Genomic DNA, 17,472 nt, shown 5'->3' on the forward strand with positions numbered 1-17,472 from the left:
GGCAATTGTGAAGGGTTGAAAAAACAGCAGCTTAGTCTTCTGGAAGAAACAACGCCTGCAGATTATTGGTATAACGCCGTCCTCGTTCAGTCACCTGCCAATCGTTCTTCTGCAGGTCGATTAACCCCTTCTCCGCGGCCTGCTGTAATCTGGCCGTCAGGCCTTCGTCAGACAGGCCGGTTCTTTCTTTAAATAAGCTCCTCGGTATTTTTTGCTCAAGGCGGGTGGCATTGAGCATGAATTCAAACAGCAACGAGGCTTCATCGATTCGTTCGCCAGCCGCCAAAAAGGCATGGTCTGGGTTCAGGTAGTCTTTGGGCTGACGGTATTTTCGCGTGCGAAGCACCTGATGATCCGCCGAGGTGAGCTTGCCATGCGCGCCGGCGCCGATGCCAAAATAGTCGCCGAAAAGCCAGTAATTCAAATTATGGCGCGATGCCTTCCCGGGCTGGCTGAATGCGGAAATTTCATAACGTTTAAACCCGTGCTCAGCCAACATCGCAAAGCCCTGGTCTTCCAGATCGGCCGTGAATTCATCGCTGGGAAGAGGCGGCTGTTGCTTGTAAAAGACCGTGTTGGGTTCCAGCGTCAGTTGATACCAGGAAATGTGCTGCGGCTGATGACTTATGGCCGTGCGTAAATCGTCAAGCCCTTCCTGAAGGGTTTGCTCAGGCAGGCTGTGCATGATGTCCAGATTCATGTTGTCAAAACCCGCCGCCCTTGCGCTGTCAATGGCACGGTGAGCCTGAGCGTCATCGTGAATACGCCCTAATCGTTTGAGGTGGGTGGGATTGAAACTTTGGATGCCGAGCGACAGCCGGTTAATCCCAGCCTGTCGATACGCCTTGAAACGCTGCTGTTCCACCGTGCCCGGATTGGCTTCCAGGGTAATCTCAATGTCCGGGCTGAAGTCGAGTAATTGATTGACTTCTGTGAGCAGGCGATCGTAGGCCTGGCCGGACAACAGGCTGGGGGTACCGCCGCCGATGAAAATGCTTTGCAGCAGGGTGCGTTGATGCCTTGCGATGTCGGCCTTTAAATCGTCGATCAAGGCACGAACGTAGTCCTCTTCGGGCAGGCTGTCCGGGCTTTTATGTGAATTAAAATCACAATACGGGCATTTGCGGATACACCATGGAACGTGAATATACAGCGACGTGGGTAACATGAAACAAAATCAGGCTGGCTTGTTGGAATGGGCAATAGTATCATGATTACGGTTTTGTCACAAAACGTGATGCTCATTGGAACGGCCCTTAAGGTAGAGGAAATGCGGGAAAAACCGGTTTGTAAGAAAAAAACGGTCATTGCGAAATCCAATCTGTTCACGGTTGAGCAATTGCATTTGCATTTTTCCAATGGCGCCCAACGCATCTATGAGCGTATCCGCAGCCACGGACATGGGGCGGTGCTGGTGGTTGCATTGACGGCCAGTGAGTCTATACTTCTCGTTCGTGAATACGCCGCCGGTATCGATGGCTACGAACTGGCTTTTCCCAAGGGATTGATTGAGCAGGGCGAATCAGTAACCGACGCTGCAAACCGCGAACTGCAGGAAGAGGCAGGCTTTGCAGCCAGGCAAGTGGATTGGATCCGATCAATGACGCTGGCACCCGGCTATTTTGGCGCCCGCATTGATTTGATTTTAGCCAGAGGCTTGTATCCTTCCCGACTGAAAGGAGACGAGCCGGAACCGCTGGATGTCATCGAGTGGCCGTTAAGCGCCAGCGATGACTTGTTATTGAGGCCCGATTTTTCTGAAGCACGGAGCATTGCCGCGCTTTTATTGGTTAAAAAATGGTTAAATGAGGAAAAAAAATAATGAATAAAGTTACCGTTGCTGTCACAGGCGCTGCCGGCCAGATTGGTTATGCGTTACTGTTTCGCATTGCTTCCGGGCAAATGTTTGGCCCCAATACCAAAGTCAAACTGCAGTTACTGGAACTGGAGCAGGCGTTACCCGCGCTGGAAGGGGTCGCCATGGAACTGGACGACTGTGCATTTCCTCTGCTGGACGGCATTGTCTGCACATCGGATCTGAATAAGGCCATGAACGGGGTGAACTGGGCTCTGTTAGTGGGTTCCGTACCGCGCAAACAAGGAATGGAGCGCTCTGATTTATTGAAAATTAACGGCGGTATTTTTACTCAGCAGGGGCTGGCCATTAATAACAATGCGGCCGATGATGTCCGTGTTTTTGTTGTAGGTAATCCCTGTAACACCAATTGCCTGATTGCCAAAAACAGCGCGAAAGACGTTCCAGCGGAACGATTCTTTGCCATGACCACGCTGGATGAGCTCCGCGCCCGCACGCAATTGGCTAAAAAAGCAGGTGTCGACATTACCGCGATAACTGAAATGACCATCTGGGGCAATCATTCCTCCACCCAGTACCCTGATTTTTACAATGCCAAAATCAATGGCAAGTCGGCAGCCAGCGTCATCAATGATGAAACCTGGTTAAAAGAAACCTTTGTGAGCACGGTTCAGCAACGCGGCGCGGCCATTTTAAAAGCACGCGGCCTGTCTTCTGCCGCTTCGGCAGCCAATGCCGTCATTCACGGGGTGAACAACCTGCTGAATGACACGCCGGCCAACGAATCATTCTCCATGTGCTTAAGCTCCAACGGCGAGTACGGTGTCGATAAAGGCTTGATCTTCTCCTACCCCTGCCGCCGCACCAACGGCCGTCTGGAAGTCATCGAAGGCTTGCCGATGAATGAATTCAGCCAGGGTAAATTCAATGCCACACTGGACGAGCTGCGTCAGGAACGTGATGCCGTCATCGAGTTGGGATTACTGGATTAACGGCTGTTCATCCGGGGCGGGGCTAATCCAGCCCGCCCTTAGTCTACCCTGATGCCAAAAGGCACATACAATTCGCGCCCGTTAATTTTCACCTGGGCGAACAATTTGATAAATCCCGCTTTCTCCGCTTCAAGATGAAACTCAAGCGCAGGCCCGCCGCGATCGCCCGGGTTGGCAGGTTCTTTGCCCATAGGGTGAATATGAATCACAGTTTTGAAATCATCATCAAAGCCCACCAGATGGGCAAATGCGCCCATCACGGGTTCAAGCGAGGTCACGGGCTTGCCCTGGTTGTCGGTGACCACCATTTTTCCCATGGCAGCCTGACCGGCACGCACTTGCGGCGGATCAAACGACAGGGCGAAGTGGAAACCCTCCACCGTGGACTCTGCAACAGGCTTTCGGTTAATAACTGCCGGTTTAGTGCTGTTTCTCATGAGAGGAGCGAGCAGGTAGGCATGCTGATTGCCTTGCTTTAGGGTAATGTCGGCCCAGACATTGTAATTGCCCTTGTTGTTTTGAGGTTGCCAACGGAACTGATAAATGCCTGGTTCTTTAGTCGGGCGGCTGTGTACATGACTGTAATCGTCAAGGCTTTGGTCAATGATGAGTAAATGGATGCGGCGTGTGTGGACCGTTTTTAAGTCGCTTAATAACACGGGTTTTCCCGTTTTTTCGTTGACGAGCTTAAAAAATACGTTTTGATGGTCACCCGCTGTCTCCTTTTTTACAATGGCGAGTTGGATTGGGTCAGGTAGAACATCCGGAGTGGCCGATGCGGCAAAGGGGGTTAACAGGGTCAACAAGAGAGTGAAAAAGCGAATCAGGCGGTTCATAGGCATCCTTGGGTTAAAAGTGCCTGAATTTTAGCGAGGATTTGCGAATGAAATCAATCAGGGTTAATGGGGGGATTAATTGGAAAGCGCATGGATTTTAGCCGCACCTAACACCTCTCCCGGTTTCTGCGGCAGGAATGCTTCTGATTTGACAATGGATTGCAGCGTGTCGGCATCCACGGCTTCACTGAAGTAAAACCCCTGGCCGTACTTGCAACCCATGGTTTTAAGGATGGTATAGTGCTGCAGCGTTTCAATGCCTTCCGCGACCACGTTGAGGTTCAAGGCGCCGGCAAGCTTAATCATGGCATCGACGATACTGCGTTTTTTATTGTCTTCATTGAGGCTTAAAATGAACGATTTGTCGATTTTTACTTCGTTGATGGGCAGTTCCGTCAGGTAAATGAAGGACGAATACCCAGTGCCGAAATCATCAATGGATATTTTAATACCCAGGGATGCCAGGCGGTTAATGACTTCGATGGCACGGTTTCTGTCGGTTAAATAAAAGCTTTCAATCAACTCCACTTTCAGGAGGTTGGCAGGGAATTCATAAATACTGAGCAGGCTCTCCAGTGTGTAAGGCAGTTCGATATCGATGACGTCAATGGCGGACAGATTAATCGATAACTCGATGTCCACGCCATTCTTCCGCCATTTGCTGGCGCTGTCGATAGCCTGCTTTAAAACATAGTGGCTTAACGATTTAATCAGACCAGTGCGCTCTGCCACCGGAATAAACTTTTCGGCATTCATCATCCCGAACGTGGGATGCAGCCAACGCAGCAGGGCTTCGCAGCCTTTAATTTTGCCGGTGGCGAGTTCGACCTTGGGTTGAAAATAGATCAATAATTGTTCGCTTTCGATGGCTTTTTTCAACTCGCTCATCAGAATCAGCTTGTTGGGGCATTCCCGTTCCATGAACGATTCGTAAACCACAAATTCCTTGTTGTTTTGTTTTGCGTGATAAATGGCAATATTGGCGCGTTGCATCAGGGTGTCTTCGTCCTTGCCATGATCAGGATAAAACGTCACGCCGACTGTGGCGGTGACATCGATGGCCACACTGTCCAATACAAAGTTAATCGCCAGGGCTTTCTGTAGTTTCTTAACGATGGCATAAATGTGTTTTTCGGTTTCGATGTGAGGGTGAAGTATGGCAAATTCATCGCCGCCCAGACGGGCTAAGGTCATGGGTTCATCCGTGGTGCATTTGAGCCGTTGAGAAAATTGTTTAAGCAGCCTGTCGGCATTGTAACTGCCGAAGCCGGCATTCAATTCTTTAAAATTATTGATATTAATCAGGATAACTGCCAGTTTGCCTTCGCGGCCACGCATGGCGCTTAAGGCCTGATTCAGTCTGTCGACAAAAAGCACGCGGTTTGGCAAATCGGTCAGGGAGTCGTGGCTTGATTCGTGCTGTGCCCTTAAGGCGAGTTCAGAAGTCTGCATACGCAACTCGTTGGTTTGATCCACCACCATTGCACCGGCGGTATAGGACATCACCGAACTGAGGGATTGCCCCCAGAACATAAACACCAGGGGGGTTAAGTCCAGGATAATTAACGCAACGTTGCTTTTTTGTGCAAGGATAATGCCTTCGAGGGAAATCGCCCCTGTCATCTGGTAGGAAACCGCGAGAGTGGCTGATAAAATCGCAAGAACAGAAATGCAAAGTCCCAGAATGGCGTACCCGCTAACTTTGCTTTTCAATAGACGAGCATTGTTTTCGAGGCTGAACTTAATGTTATCCATTGATCTGCTCTTGATGCACTTATGTTAATGTTTAGTTGATGAATGCCTAAACCGCAATGAAATTGTAAAAAAATTTTGCATTGTTTGGGCAGGGATCGTGATGAACAAAAGCCGCAGACTACTCATCCCTGAGCAGGGGTTCGTTAAGCTGAAAAGCTGGGGGTTTTGTTGTCGTTTTCGTCGAAATTCACCTCGAGGTAAAAAGGCTTGTCAGGAAAAATCTGCCCACTCAGGCTTTGCTCCTCAAACGTTGGAAGCGGCAGCAATTGTCCTTTTCGCAGAGCTGATTCAATCTGTTTAAGCTCCAGAGTGTCTGTGGTGCGTGTTTGGCGGCATTCGTTGAGGTAGTCCTGAAGGTCGATTTGCTGCTTCTTTGTCAGTGTGTGTTTGGCAAACGTGGCTTCCACTTCCTCGACAAACAGGGTAATCACGTTGGAATAATGCTGAATGCAATTGAATAAACGATTGGAGGTATCATTCAGCCGCCCCTGCAGCAGGTGGGTTTTGATCTGAACGTATGCCGTGACGATGTTATCGTTCCAAAACGTGTCAAATTGCAAAATTAATTGCTCAAATTCATTATTTGTCATACAAATTGCCCCTAATAAAAGCAGCAAAGTATAACAATAGTAAAAAATAAAGCAATTAAGCAATAATTAGAACAAATGGCGCTCTCCTCGTGGTCAACGAAGAGAGCGAAGGGTTATTTAGCTGAGCTCAAGCTTTCTTTCGGCTTCATAGCCCTTAAGTGCCGTAGCAATGGACAGTTTGATGTCGCGGTAATTGGTGTTAATCCAATCGGCTGTTGTCGTTTCATTAATCACATCAATAAGCCTCTCTAACTCTTCGATGCACTCGATGATTTTGTCCTGGGGGGCTTCCTTGAATTTTTTGATACCGAATTGCTCCAATAAAAGTTCGCCCAAAGCACTGTTTGTTGATTTTTCACCATGAGGGCCATAAATTTTAATCAATTCGATCATCAACATACCGGACAAGGCTCTTTTTAAGAAAGGAACAACAAATTGAGCATAATCCGCATTCTCATAGCGGAGATCGAGTGTGTCATAAGACAGTTTATTGGCTTCTACCCAGCTGGCCAGATTCTCGATAAAGACCGCATCCTGCTCTCTTTCCGGGTTTTTGGTAGACGCCCGAAACAGGCTAAAGTAGCGTTCTTCGTCTTTTCGTTTGCGGTTTTCTTTGTAATTGTCAGCCAGGTTATTGAGTTGCTTCAGTAAGTCTTTCAGGTGTTTAGGTAGTGTAAAGCCCATCTTAATCTCCATTTAATTAGGGTTTTGTCCTATCCATTAATAACAAAAAAAAAAGAAAGACGCAGCAATTTTTTAATTGCCGCGTCGAGATTGAATTTAACGCATTGAATAAGAGATTAATGCCTGAAATGGCGGATGCCGGTGAAAATCATCACCAGATTGGCCGCGTTGGCGGCCTCGATCACCTGTGGATCACGCAGCGAACCACCGGGCTGAATAATAGCGGAAATGCCGGCTTTGGCCGCAATCTCGATGTTGTCGGCAAAAGGAATGAAGGCATCTGACGCCATAACCGCTCCCTGAACGGAAAAACCCGCCTGTTCCGCTTGCCAGGCAGCAATGCGCGTACTCATCACCCGGCTGGTTTGACCGGCGCCAATGCCGATGGTGGCCTGCTCTTTGGCAAAAACAATGGCATTGGATTTCACGTATTTCACTGCTTGCCAGGCAAACAGTAAATCCTTCAGCTCCTCAGGCGTCGGTTGTCGATGGGTTACGACCTTCAAGTCGTCCGGATTGATAAGGCGTTGGTCACTGTCTTGCACGAGCAGGCCCCCACTGATCGAACGCAGGCTGAATTCAGGTTCAGGATGATCGCTGAATTGGCCGGTCGCGAGTACCCTGACATTGGGTTTGGCCAACAGAACATTCGCTGCCTGTTCACTGAATGCCGGAGCGATGAGAACCTCGGCGAATTGGTTGTCAAGAATCCGCTGGGCCGTTTCTTCATCCACCGGGTGATTAAAGGCCAGAATGCCGCCAAAACTTGAGGTCGGATCGGTTTCAAACGCGCGCTGATAGGCCTTGATGAGCGTGTCTCGGGCCGCGATGCCACAGGGGTTGCCGTGCTTGACAATCACGCAGGCGGGGGTCTTTCTATCCAGGGCCTTGACGCAATCCAAGGCCGCATCCGCATCAAGAAGATTGTTGTAAGACAGGGGTTTGCCCTGCAGGAGCCTCGCGTTTGCCAACGAATCGCCGGCAGATTGCCTGCTGGCATAAAACGCGGCCTGCTGATGCGGGTTTTCACCGTAGCGCAAATCGTAACATGACTGAAACTGGGTACTGAAAACCGCAGGGAAGGGCGCTGTTTTTTTCGCATCATCCAGACTGTTCAGATAATTACTGATGGCTGCGTCATAGGCGGCAGTATGGGCAAAGGCCTTTTTAGCCAGTGTCAGGCGCCACTCGGCAGGCATTTTTTTAAGGCGGAGATACTGTTCAAGCGCGGGATACTCTTCAGGCGACACGATAACGGCGACATGTTCATGATTTTTGGCCGCGGCACGAATCATGGTTGGGCCGCCAATGTCGATGTTGGCGATGGCATCATCAAAAGTGCAATACGCTTGACTGACGGTCTGTTCAAAGGGGTACAGATTAACGATCACCAGATCAATGGGGGTAATGCCCTGCGCCTCCAGAACGGCGCGATCCTGTCCGCCCCGCGCCAGTATAGCGGCGTGAATGGCGGGGTGCAGGGTTTTGACACGGCCGTCCATGATTTCCGGGAAACCGGTGCGTTCACTGACCTCCGTGACAGCAATGCCTGCAGCCCTTAAGGAGGCGGCGGTATTACCTGTCGCGATGATTTCGATGCCATGCTGGATTAAATGCTGCCCCAGTTCAACGAGGCCTCGTTTGTCAGACACGCTTAACAACGCCCGACGGGGAGTAAAAGGCAATTCAGTCACGGCATCCTCCAGAAAATCAACGGCGTTTAAAAATCAATAAAGACCATCCATCCAGCGTATGACTGCCTTCGTGGACAAAGTCATCGTCATAGTGTTGGAGCAATTGCGGCGTCTGGTCTGAAAGAAGACCTGAAACGACCAATTGCCCTCCCGGCGTGAGCAGCGCTTTAAAGCGATCGCGTAAGGTCATCAATGGCGCAAGCAGAATATTGGCAATGAGCAGATCCGCCCCGGGCTTTAAGGAGTCCGGAAAACCGATAACCAGGGACGAGGAGGCCATTTGATTGGTGTCGGCATTGTTTCGGGTCGCGATGAGTGCCTGTTCATCAATGTCGACGGCTTGAACGGATGCGGCACCCAGTTTCAGGGCCGCCAAGGCCAGAATGCCTGAGCCGCAGCCGTAATCAATCACCGATTTCCGGGTTAAATCAGCTGCATCGAGCCAGCTTAAGCAAAGCGAGGTGGTCGGATGGGTCCCGGTGCCGAAGGCAAGGCCGGGATCCAGAATCAGATTAACCGCATCCGGTTGCGGCGGTTCAATCCACGAAGGGCAAATCCAGAGACGCTCGCCAAACCGCTGCGGCTTGAAATCATCCATCCATACCCGTTCCCAGTCCTTTTCAGGCAGGGTGTCAAGGGTGAAGCGCAGGTGCGGGTAGTTGGGGGACAGGGTTCGGATTGCCTGCCCAGCAGACTCTTCTTCCGTATACAGCGCCTGGATAACGATGTCCGGCCAGAGCGGTGTGGTGCCTGGTTCGGGCTCGAGTACAGGGCTGTCATGCCTGTCAGTCAAGGTAACGGACAGCGCGCCGAAACCCTCCAGCGCATCGCTTAGGGTTTCGGCTTCGTCAGGCCGACAGACTTCAATGTGCAATTGATACCACACAACCTTATTCCTTCAGCATTTTTTCAAGGTAATGGATATTGGTTCCGCCTTCAATGAAGGCCTTGTCGCGCATGATCCTCTGGTGCAACTCAATGTTGGTTTTAATTCCTTCAATGATGATTTCATCCAGGGCATTGCGCATTCTGGCAAAGGCGACTTCCCGCGTCTCACCGTAGCTGATTAATTTACCAATCATGGAATCGTAATTGGGCGGTACGGTGTAACTGCTGTAAAGGTGCGAGTCAAAGCGTATGCCGGGTCCGCCGGGTTGATGCAGCAGGCGAATGGTGCCGGGACTGGGCATGAAGTTTTTTGGATCTTCCGCATTAATGCGGCATTCCACGGCATGGCCGCGCAACTGGATGTCTTCCTGCCTCAGGGTAAAAGGCAGATCGCTTGCAATTTTGATCTGTTCTTTAATCAAATCAATGCCAGTGATCATTTCCGTTACCGGATGCTCGACCTGGATACGGGTATTCATTTCGATGAAATAGAAACAGCCGTCCTGGTATAAAAATTCAAAGGTGCCCGCACCGCGGTATTCCAGATCACGGCAGGCCTTGACCACGCATTCGCCGATTTCGCGGCGTAATTCCGGCGTAATGCCGGGCGCTGGCGCTTCTTCCACGACTTTTTGGTGGCGTCGTTGCATGGAGCAGTCGCGTTCACCCAGATAAACGGCGTTGCCCTTGCCGTCGCCCAGTACCTGAAATTCAACGTGGCGTGGGTTTTCCAGGAATTTTTCCATGTAAACCACGGGGTTATTAAAGGCCGCTTTTGCTTCACTGCGGGTTAAGGCAATGGCATTCAGCAGATTGGATTCGCTGTGAACCACACGCATGCCGCGGCCACCGCCGCCTCCGGCCGCCTTAATGATAACCGGATAGCCAATTTTACGGCCCAGTTCCAGATTGTGTTCATCATTATCCCCCAACGGGCCATCGGAACCGGGAACGCAGGGAACCCCGGCTTTTTTCATGGCGGCAATGGCGGATACTTTATCGCCCATTAAGCGGATGGTATCGCCGCGCGGGCCGATGAAGCGAAAGCCGCTTTGCTCAACAATGTCGGCAAAATCGGCATTTTCAGAAAGAAAGCCATAGCCGGGATGAATGGCGACAGCATCGGTGATTTCCGCTGCGGAAATAATGGCTGGAATATTCAGATAGCTTTTCTGCGAACTGGCAGGACCGATGCAAACGGTCTCGTCGGCCAGGCGCACGTGCAGTAAATCCTTGTCGACATCGGAATGCACGGCGACGGTCTGAATCCCCAATTCCTTACAGGCCCGCAGAATACGAAGCGCAATTTCACCGCGGTTGGCGATTACAATTTTACTGAGCATCACTCACCCCTTATTCAATAACAAACAGGGGTTGATCGTATTCAATCGGATCGCCGTTGCCGGCGAGAATCGCTGCAATGGTACCCGCCTTGTCCGCTTCAATTTCATTAAACATTTTCATGGCTTCGATGATGCACAGGGTATCACCGGCTTTGACTTTTTGACCGACTTTGACAAAAGGCTGGGCATCGGGTGAAGGGGAGGTGTACAGGGTACCGACCATGGGTGAACGAACCTTGTGGCCGTTCACTGCGGCAGATTCCGATTCCGCTGGTGCCTGAGCCTGTGGCGCTGCCGTCGCGGCAGGAGCCTGCACAGGGGCTGGCTGCGGTGCGTAACGCACCGGTTGAGCGGCTTCGACCACATGGCTGTGGCGGCTTAAGCGAACGGATTCTTCGCCTTCTTTAATCTCAATTTCTGAAATACCGGTTTCGTCGAGTAATTCAATTAATTTTTTGATTTTACGGATATCCATGGATAACTCTCTAATTAATTAAGACCATTCTTCAATGATTGCTTCAAGCGCCAGATTATACCCCTTTGTCCCCAGCCCGCTGATGACACCCCGGGCAATGTCCGACAGATAGGAATGGTGTCTGAACGATTCCCTCGCATAGATATTGCTGATGTGCACTTCTATGAATGGGATAGGCACGGAACTCAAGGCATCGCGAATGGCAATGCTTGTGTGGGTAAAGGCTGCCGCATTGACAATCAGGTAATCAATTCCATCCTCGGCGGCTTTGTGAATGAGGTCGATAAACTGACCTTCCGCATTGGTTTGCCTGCAGGTTAAATGAATATTGGCTGCCTGAGCCTGGTTTTCCAATGACTCATCCAGTTCGGACAAGGTAGCGACTCCATAGATGGAGGGCTCGCGTGAACCGAGACGATTTAAATTGGGTCCGTGCAGCACAAGAATTTTTTTCATATACACCCGGATGGATAAAAAGATCAGGGATTCTGCCTGATCTTTGCAATAATGTCTATATTTAAGATAATATCGGCACGATGTCGGCATGTTCTCTTCCAGTTTTTTAGTCCATGAACAGAGAAGCCGGTGAATTTCCAGGCCAAACTTCTGTCCAGGTTTTCTCTATGCTATGGTTGATAAAGCGATGTGATTAACGAGGGAATGTTGTATGGCCACCACCCATATTACCGATGTGACGCTGCGTGACGCTCACCAGTGCCTAATTGCCACGCGCCTGCGTACTGAAGACATGCTGCCTGTTTGCAGAAAAATGGATGAGGTCGGCTTCTGGGCGATGGAAGTCTGGGGCGGCGCGACGTTTGATGCCTGTCTGCGTTTTTTAAAAGAAGATCCCTGGCAGCGTCTGCGCCTGCTGCGCAAGGCATTACCGAATACCCGTCTGTCCATGTTGCTGCGCGGCCAGAATCTGCTGGGCTATCGCCATTATGCCGATGACGTGGTGGAAGCATTTATTGGCCTTGCAGCCAATAATGGCGTGGACGTCTTCCGCGTTTTCGATGCGTTGAATGATGTCCGCAACCTGCGTGTGCCCATCGCCTGTGTCAAAATGCATAAAAAGCATGCCCAGGGAGCCATTTGTTATACCACAAGTCCGGTGCATACGCTGGCCAATTTTGTGGATATGGGCATGGCCCTGGCCGATTTGGGCTGTGACAGTCTGGCCATCAAGGACATGGCCGGGTTATTAACCCCGGACGCTACCGTTGAATTATTCACGGCCCTGGCTGAAGCGACCGGATTGCCTGTGCACCTGCACACCCACGCCACCTCGGGCTTGGCCGCGATCTGCCATTATCAGGCTGTTTTAGCAGGCTGTCAGCACATTGACACTGCGATTTCTTCCTTTTCCGGAGGTGCCTCGCATCCAGCCGCAGAACCCCTGGTGGCCGCTTTGGCGGGTACGGAATTTGATACAGGCCTTGATTTAAACTTATTATTGGAAATTGGCGACTATTTCCACGACGTTCGCAAAAAATACCAGCAATTTGAGAGTGAGGCGCGTGATATTGATCCCCGGGTCCAGCTTTATCAGGTGCCGGGTGGCATGATTTCCAACCTCTACAGTCAGTTGAAAGAGCAACAGGCATTGGACAAGATGGCCGAAGTTCATCAGGAAATCCCCCGGGTACGCAAAGATCTGGGTTACCCGCCGCTGGTGACGCCCACTTCCCAGATCGTCGGCACTCAGGCGGTTATGAATGTGTTGACCGGCGAACGGTACAAGACCATCACCAATGAGGTGAAGTTGTATTGCCAGGGCAAGTACGGGGCCGCCCCCGGTAAAATCAATCCCCGCGTATTGAAAAAGGCCATTGGCCAGACAGAAATCATTGATGTGCGCCCGGCGGATTTGATACCGAATGAACTCGGTAGATTGCGCAGGGAAATTGGCGAGTTGGCCCTGTCTGAAGAAGATGTTTTATCCTTTGCCATGTTTCCGGAAATTGGCCGCCAATTCCTTAAGGAGAGGCAGGACAATGCCTTGACGCCAGAGCCCCTGCTCAGTGCCGATGCCTCTCACAACAACGAATTGTCCGAATTTGACATCATTCTTCATGGCGAAAACTACCATGTGAAAGTGGCTGGTTACGGTACCCCGGCACGCGGGCAGCAATCCTGCTTTCTCTGGGTCGACGGCGTACCGGAGGAAGTGATTATTCAACACGACGACAGGGAAAAAAAAGAGCCGGCCGCCACTAAAAAGACAACCGGACCCGGCGACATCAAAGTGGCAATGCCGGGCACCATTGTCAGTATTCAGGTGGCCGTAGGCGACAAGGTGAAAGCCGGCCAAGCCCTGTTTGTCCTGGAAGCCATGAAAATGGAAACCGAAATTCAGGCGCCGTTTGCCGGTACGGTGGCGGCTGTCTGGTGTGCCAAAGGCGACAGGGTTACGCCGGCGGATACCTTAATGGAACTCCAACAGCACACTTAAAGGGCATCTTTTCTTCCTGCTTTAAGAACCCGTTCGCGCACTCCTTGCCAGGCTGGCGTGTTCGGTGGAAGTTCCATGGCAAGAAGGGGTTCCCGCGCCTCATCGGCTTGACGAAGCTGGAAATACAGTTCGTAGGCCAGAATCGCCGGATCGGCAGGAAGCTGATAGCCGGCTTCCCCTGCAAAGCGGGTGTTTTTCTGAAATGAAAGCACATACACCTGTCCATTATGCTCCCTCAGGAACGTTTCCATGGCGTTCAAATCCTCAAAGCAATACAAGGGTTTTTGCGGTTGATAATGGTGTTCAAGCCGTCCCGGAGCGCGAAGCGTGCTGAGTTCTTTCAATTCCTGTCCAGGCAGCAAAGCCGCCAGCATGGCTTCATCCACCATGCCGTGGCGTAAAATCTGGTAACCGTGAGGATCAGTTGCTGCCACGATGGTGGATTCAATCCCCACCTCGCAGCGGCCGCCGTCTAAAATGAGTAATGGCGCATCAGGAAAGCTTTGCTGCACATGCTGTGCGGTTGTAGGACTGATTTTGCCGAATGGATTGGCGGAAGGGGCGACTAACGGTGCACCGAGCCGGGTGAGTACCTCCTGAATAACCGGATGTCTGGGGCAACGGATGGCGAGCGTAGTCTGGCCGCCATTCACCAGCGGGTGAACGTTGTCCGGGTGACTGGGTAAGACCAGCGTTAAGGGACCGGGCCAGAAATGGTCAATCAGCTTTTTGGCATAGTCAGGCAGATGGGTAACCCAGGTGGACAAATCCCAATGCTCTGCCACATGCATGATCAACGGATGATTGAGCGGACGGTTTTTCAAGGCAAATATCCGGCGTATGGCCTGTTCGTTTTCAGCACGGCCTGCCAGTCCGTAAACGGTTTCGGTTGGAACCGCCACAATGTCGCCCTGACGAAGGCGTGTAACGGCTGCCTCAATATCGCGTGTAATCGTGCTCATATCTCACTTCAATTGGCCTAGGCCCAGTTTCCTCTCTGGTGGCGGCATAGTAGCACAACCCGGGCAGGGACTACAAAAAAACATGGAAAAAGTTTTTACCGTTAGCATAAAAAAAAACCTGGCTGTGGTCTTGCCGGGCGGCCAGGCGGGAGTAAGTAGGAAATACCTGATTAAAAATTGAAGATTTTAAAAATAAAAAATTTATGTTAGCTTGACCGATACCAATTAAGGTTTAATGTCGAATTTTTAGTAATAGTCGAATTCAAAAAAACAGGCTGCTCGAAAAGCGAATATTAAATTTTAAAAGGACCATGCCGGACAACAGGGGATGTTCGTTGTACGGCGGGATGATCGACATGGGCGCATGCTGCAACTGGATTGCCTCATATTTATTAATCTTAAAGGAGTTATGATTAATGCATAAATTATACTTAACACCGCTTGCGGCTGCGCTCGTTATGAGTGGATCAGTCCAGGCTTCTCAAGCTGTCAATCTTAATCAAACCTCACTGAAAAGCTTGCAACAACAATTTCACCTGGCTCTGCCTGGCGCAAAACAAGCTTCAGCGGTTTCTAAGGATTCTCTGCAATTCTTAAAAGAACATACTGATAGAAATCATGTTTCTCACATCAGAATGCAACAGCACTATGCCGGTTTCATGGTGCATGGCGGTTATGCCATCCTGCACAGCGGCAAAACGGCCAAAGGGTTGCTGGCCAGTCAGGCTGATGTCAACATGAATGGCGTGGTTTACACCAACCTGCAAAGCGAGTTGGGCCAACCCGCGGCTGATTTCGTCAGCGGCGGTCAAGCGGCTCTGCAACACTTTGCTGAAGCCTACCAGGGCAAAGACGTCAGCGAACAGCAAGTCATTCCCATGGTGTACGTTGACAATCAACACAACGCGCACTGGGCTTACAAAGTCAGCGTTTTCGTTCGTCATGACGACAAAATCCCCGAGCGTCCCACTGCCATCGTGGATGCGAAAACCTTCAAACCGTTTGTCCAGTGGAACGATGTCAAGACCGCTCGTACCGCGGCCAAGGGACGGGGTTTCGGCGGCAACCATAAAATCGGCGAGTACGAGTTTGGCGCCGGCAGTTACCCTTATCTGGAGCTGACCCGTGATGCGGATGTTGAAATGTGCTACATGGAAAACACCGATGTTAAAGTCGTTGACATGGACCATCAGTACTATTCCAATAACAAGCCCATGCGCTTCAGTTGTACAGGGGATGACACTCAGGATACGTTCTGGACGGGTTACAAGGCCGATGGCTATGATCGCGATAATGGCGCTTACTCTCCCACCAACGATGCGCTGTATGCCGGTTACGTCATCAAGCACATGTACCATGATTGGTATGGTGTTGAAGCCTTGGTGAAAAAAGACGGTACGCCCATGCAGCTCGTCATGCGAGTCCACTATGGCAGCGGCTATGAAAACGCTTACTGGGATGGTAAGCAAATGACCTTCGGTGACGGTGAGTCCATGATGTATCCTTTGGTCTCCTTAGGCGTTGGCGGTCATGAAATCAGCCACGGCTTCACCGAGCAACATTCTGATCTGGAATATTACGGTCAATCCGGCGGCATGAACGAAGCCTTCTCCGACATGGCGGCCCAGGCAGCAGAATACTATTCTACTGGCCACAACAGCTGGCAGATTGGTCCTGAAATCATGAAAGAAGACAGCGGTTGGGATGCCCTTCGTTACATGGACAAACCAAGCCGTGACGGCATGTCCATTGACACAGCGGATGAATACCGCAGTGGTCTGGACGTGCATTACTCCAGCGGCGTATACAACCACCTGTATTACCTGCTGGCCAACATGCCAGGCTGGGATGCACGCAAAGCCTTTGACGTCATGGTGAAAGCCAACATGGATTACTGGACACCGTATGTCAATTTTGAAGAAGGCGGATGCGGTGTATTGAATGCAGCCATCGATCTTGGCTATTCCGTTGATGATGTCAAGAAATCATTGGCTGATGTCGCTATCCATGCCGACTCCTGCCTGCTGAACACTCATCCCAAAAATTAAGCTGTTGTGAAGAACTCAACCAGATACTGTCCGACAGTATCTGGTTTTTCCATGTGCAAATGATGCCCTCCACCCATACGGATGACTTCGAGGGTATTCACCGCTTTGACACGTCCCTCGATATCCTTTTCGTCAAAATTGAATCCCTGTTCAGCCAGAATGAGACAGCTCCTGGCCGTTATTTTTTTAAGACAGGAAAGAATCTGTCCTTCGGTCAGGCGCAGGGGGGTGGGTGCAATCAGGCGCCGATCATGTCGCCAGTAATAAGAGTCGCCCTGTTTGCGTACACCGCGCTCACAAAGAATGGCTGCATGTTCCAAGGATAAATAGCCGCGTTTCGCCCGAGCATGGGCGGCCGCTTCTAATGAAGGGTATGGCCGTTCCTCTTTGCTTTTATCGTTTAAATGATGGGCATAATGGGTCAATTGTTCACAACAACGGGCTTCTGGGCTGGAAAAAGGCCCAATCGCTTCAATCAGGGCCATGGAACGGATCCGCTCTGGTATTACCCCGGCCACAAGGCTTGCAAGGCAGGCCCCCATGGAGTGTCCGAGTAAGTGAACGGTATCGAGATGAAGGGCGTTTATCAGATTGACCAGAGTAAAAATACCATCAAAAAAATGATAATGGCACCCGGCGGGTAGATGCGACGACAAGCCGTGACCGGGTAAATCAACGGCGATTAAACGAAAATCGTGGGCTAGGATTGGGGCCAGCAAATTAAAACTCCCGGCATTATCCAACCAGCCATGCAGTGCCAGAATGGCTGGACTGTCAGGGCTTCCCCACTGTTTATAGGCGAGGGTGAAGCCCGGAATCTTGATTTTGCCATGGGTTGCTTTCATATCAGGTCAGGTAGCAGGTTAAACCCCTAGTTCATCATGGTTATTCGTTTAACCGCAAGATTTATATTAAAATTAAACACACAACAAGC

Annotated in this window: 16 protein-coding genes; 4 read left to right on the forward strand and 12 right to left on the reverse strand. The window is 50.7% G+C overall.

Annotated features, from left to right (window positions below):
* Positions 1 to 31 precede the first annotated feature (31 nt).
* The gene (hemW, locus tag Lrub_RS04145; RefSeq protein ID WP_058530935.1) at positions 32 to 1,168 is read right to left on the reverse strand and encodes a radical SAM family heme chaperone HemW; all 1,137 of its coding nucleotides are present in this window, start codon (positions 1,166 to 1,168) and stop codon (positions 32 to 34) included.
* A gap of 27 nt (positions 1,169 to 1,195) precedes the next feature.
* Between hemW and nudE the strand changes: the two genes are divergently transcribed.
* Both nudE and Lrub_RS04155 read left to right on the forward strand, forming a co-directional pair.
* Positions 1,196 to 1,822, forward strand: a complete 627-nt coding sequence (gene nudE, locus Lrub_RS04150) for an ADP compounds hydrolase NudE (RefSeq protein ID WP_420324340.1) — start codon at positions 1,196 to 1,198, stop codon at positions 1,820 to 1,822.
* A complete protein-coding gene (locus Lrub_RS04155; RefSeq protein ID WP_058530936.1) occupies positions 1,819 to 2,808 on the forward strand; it encodes a malate dehydrogenase in 990 nt (329 codons plus the stop codon). Before nudE ends, Lrub_RS04155 begins: the two co-directional genes overlap by 4 nt.
* Positions 2,809 to 2,846: 38 nt before the next feature.
* Here Lrub_RS04155 and Lrub_RS04160 read toward each other — a convergent pair whose 3' ends face one another.
* From Lrub_RS04160 to aroQ, 9 genes are all read right to left on the reverse strand, one after another.
* Entirely contained in the window at positions 2,847 to 3,644 is a 798-nt protein-coding gene (locus Lrub_RS04160) for a hypothetical protein (protein ID WP_058530937.1), read from the reverse strand.
* Positions 3,645 to 3,719: 75 nt separating this feature from the next.
* Positions 3,720 to 5,399 (reverse strand): putative bifunctional diguanylate cyclase/phosphodiesterase, encoded by a 1,680-nt coding sequence (locus tag Lrub_RS04165; RefSeq protein WP_058530938.1) that lies wholly within the window; start codon positions 5,397 to 5,399, stop codon positions 3,720 to 3,722.
* Between the two features lie 143 nt (positions 5,400 to 5,542).
* Entirely contained in the window at positions 5,543 to 5,989 is a 447-nt protein-coding gene (locus Lrub_RS04170; protein ID WP_058530939.1) for a hypothetical protein, read from the reverse strand.
* 117 nt (positions 5,990 to 6,106) lie between these two features.
* Complete coding sequence (locus Lrub_RS04175) at positions 6,107 to 6,673, reverse strand: hypothetical protein (protein ID WP_058530940.1); 567 nt, start codon at positions 6,671 to 6,673, stop codon at positions 6,107 to 6,109.
* Between the two features lie 116 nt (positions 6,674 to 6,789).
* Complete coding sequence (purH, locus tag Lrub_RS04180) at positions 6,790 to 8,367, reverse strand: bifunctional phosphoribosylaminoimidazolecarboxamide formyltransferase/IMP cyclohydrolase (protein WP_058530941.1); 1,578 nt, start codon at positions 8,365 to 8,367, stop codon at positions 6,790 to 6,792.
* A gap of 16 nt (positions 8,368 to 8,383) precedes the next feature.
* Positions 8,384 to 9,253, reverse strand: coding sequence for a 50S ribosomal protein L11 methyltransferase (prmA, locus tag Lrub_RS04185; protein ID WP_058530942.1), 870 nt, complete (start codon positions 9,251 to 9,253; stop codon positions 8,384 to 8,386).
* Between the two features lie 4 nt (positions 9,254 to 9,257).
* Entirely contained in the window at positions 9,258 to 10,598 is a 1,341-nt protein-coding gene (gene accC, locus Lrub_RS04190) for an acetyl-CoA carboxylase biotin carboxylase subunit (protein ID WP_058530943.1), read from the reverse strand.
* Between the two features lie 10 nt (positions 10,599 to 10,608).
* Entirely contained in the window at positions 10,609 to 11,073 is a 465-nt protein-coding gene (accB, locus tag Lrub_RS04195) for an acetyl-CoA carboxylase biotin carboxyl carrier protein (protein WP_058530944.1), read from the reverse strand.
* Between the two features lie 18 nt (positions 11,074 to 11,091).
* Positions 11,092 to 11,529, reverse strand: a complete 438-nt coding sequence (gene aroQ, locus Lrub_RS04200; protein WP_058530945.1) for a type II 3-dehydroquinate dehydratase — start codon at positions 11,527 to 11,529, stop codon at positions 11,092 to 11,094.
* 211 nt (positions 11,530 to 11,740) lie between these two features.
* On the opposite strand from aroQ, the gene oadA reads away from it, so the two are divergent.
* On the forward strand, positions 11,741 to 13,528 hold the full coding sequence (gene oadA, locus Lrub_RS04205; protein ID WP_058530946.1) for a sodium-extruding oxaloacetate decarboxylase subunit alpha: 1,788 nt from the start codon (positions 11,741 to 11,743) through the stop codon (positions 13,526 to 13,528).
* On the opposite strand, the gene Lrub_RS04210 is transcribed toward oadA, so the two are convergent.
* Positions 13,525 to 14,490 carry an L-threonylcarbamoyladenylate synthase gene (locus Lrub_RS04210; protein WP_058530947.1) on the reverse strand — a complete coding sequence of 322 codons (966 nt, stop codon included), beginning with the start codon at positions 14,488 to 14,490 and terminating at the stop codon, positions 13,525 to 13,527. The two genes, oadA and Lrub_RS04210, sit on opposite strands and share 4 nt — an antisense overlap.
* A gap of 416 nt (positions 14,491 to 14,906) precedes the next feature.
* Here Lrub_RS04210 and proA point away from each other — a divergent pair, with 416 nt between their 5' ends.
* Complete coding sequence (proA, locus tag Lrub_RS04215) at positions 14,907 to 16,538, forward strand: zinc metalloprotease ProA (RefSeq protein ID WP_058530948.1); 1,632 nt, start codon at positions 14,907 to 14,909, stop codon at positions 16,536 to 16,538.
* On the opposite strand, the gene Lrub_RS04220 is transcribed toward proA, so the two are convergent.
* Entirely contained in the window at positions 16,535 to 17,383 is an 849-nt protein-coding gene (locus tag Lrub_RS04220; RefSeq protein ID WP_058530949.1) for an alpha/beta fold hydrolase, read from the reverse strand. The genes proA and Lrub_RS04220 overlap by 4 nt on opposite strands.
* Between the last annotated feature and the right edge of the window lie 89 nt (positions 17,384 to 17,472).

This window comes from Legionella rubrilucens (assembly GCF_001468125.1).
In the GTDB taxonomy this organism is placed as follows: Bacteria; Pseudomonadota; Gammaproteobacteria; order Legionellales; family Legionellaceae; genus Legionella_C; species Legionella_C rubrilucens.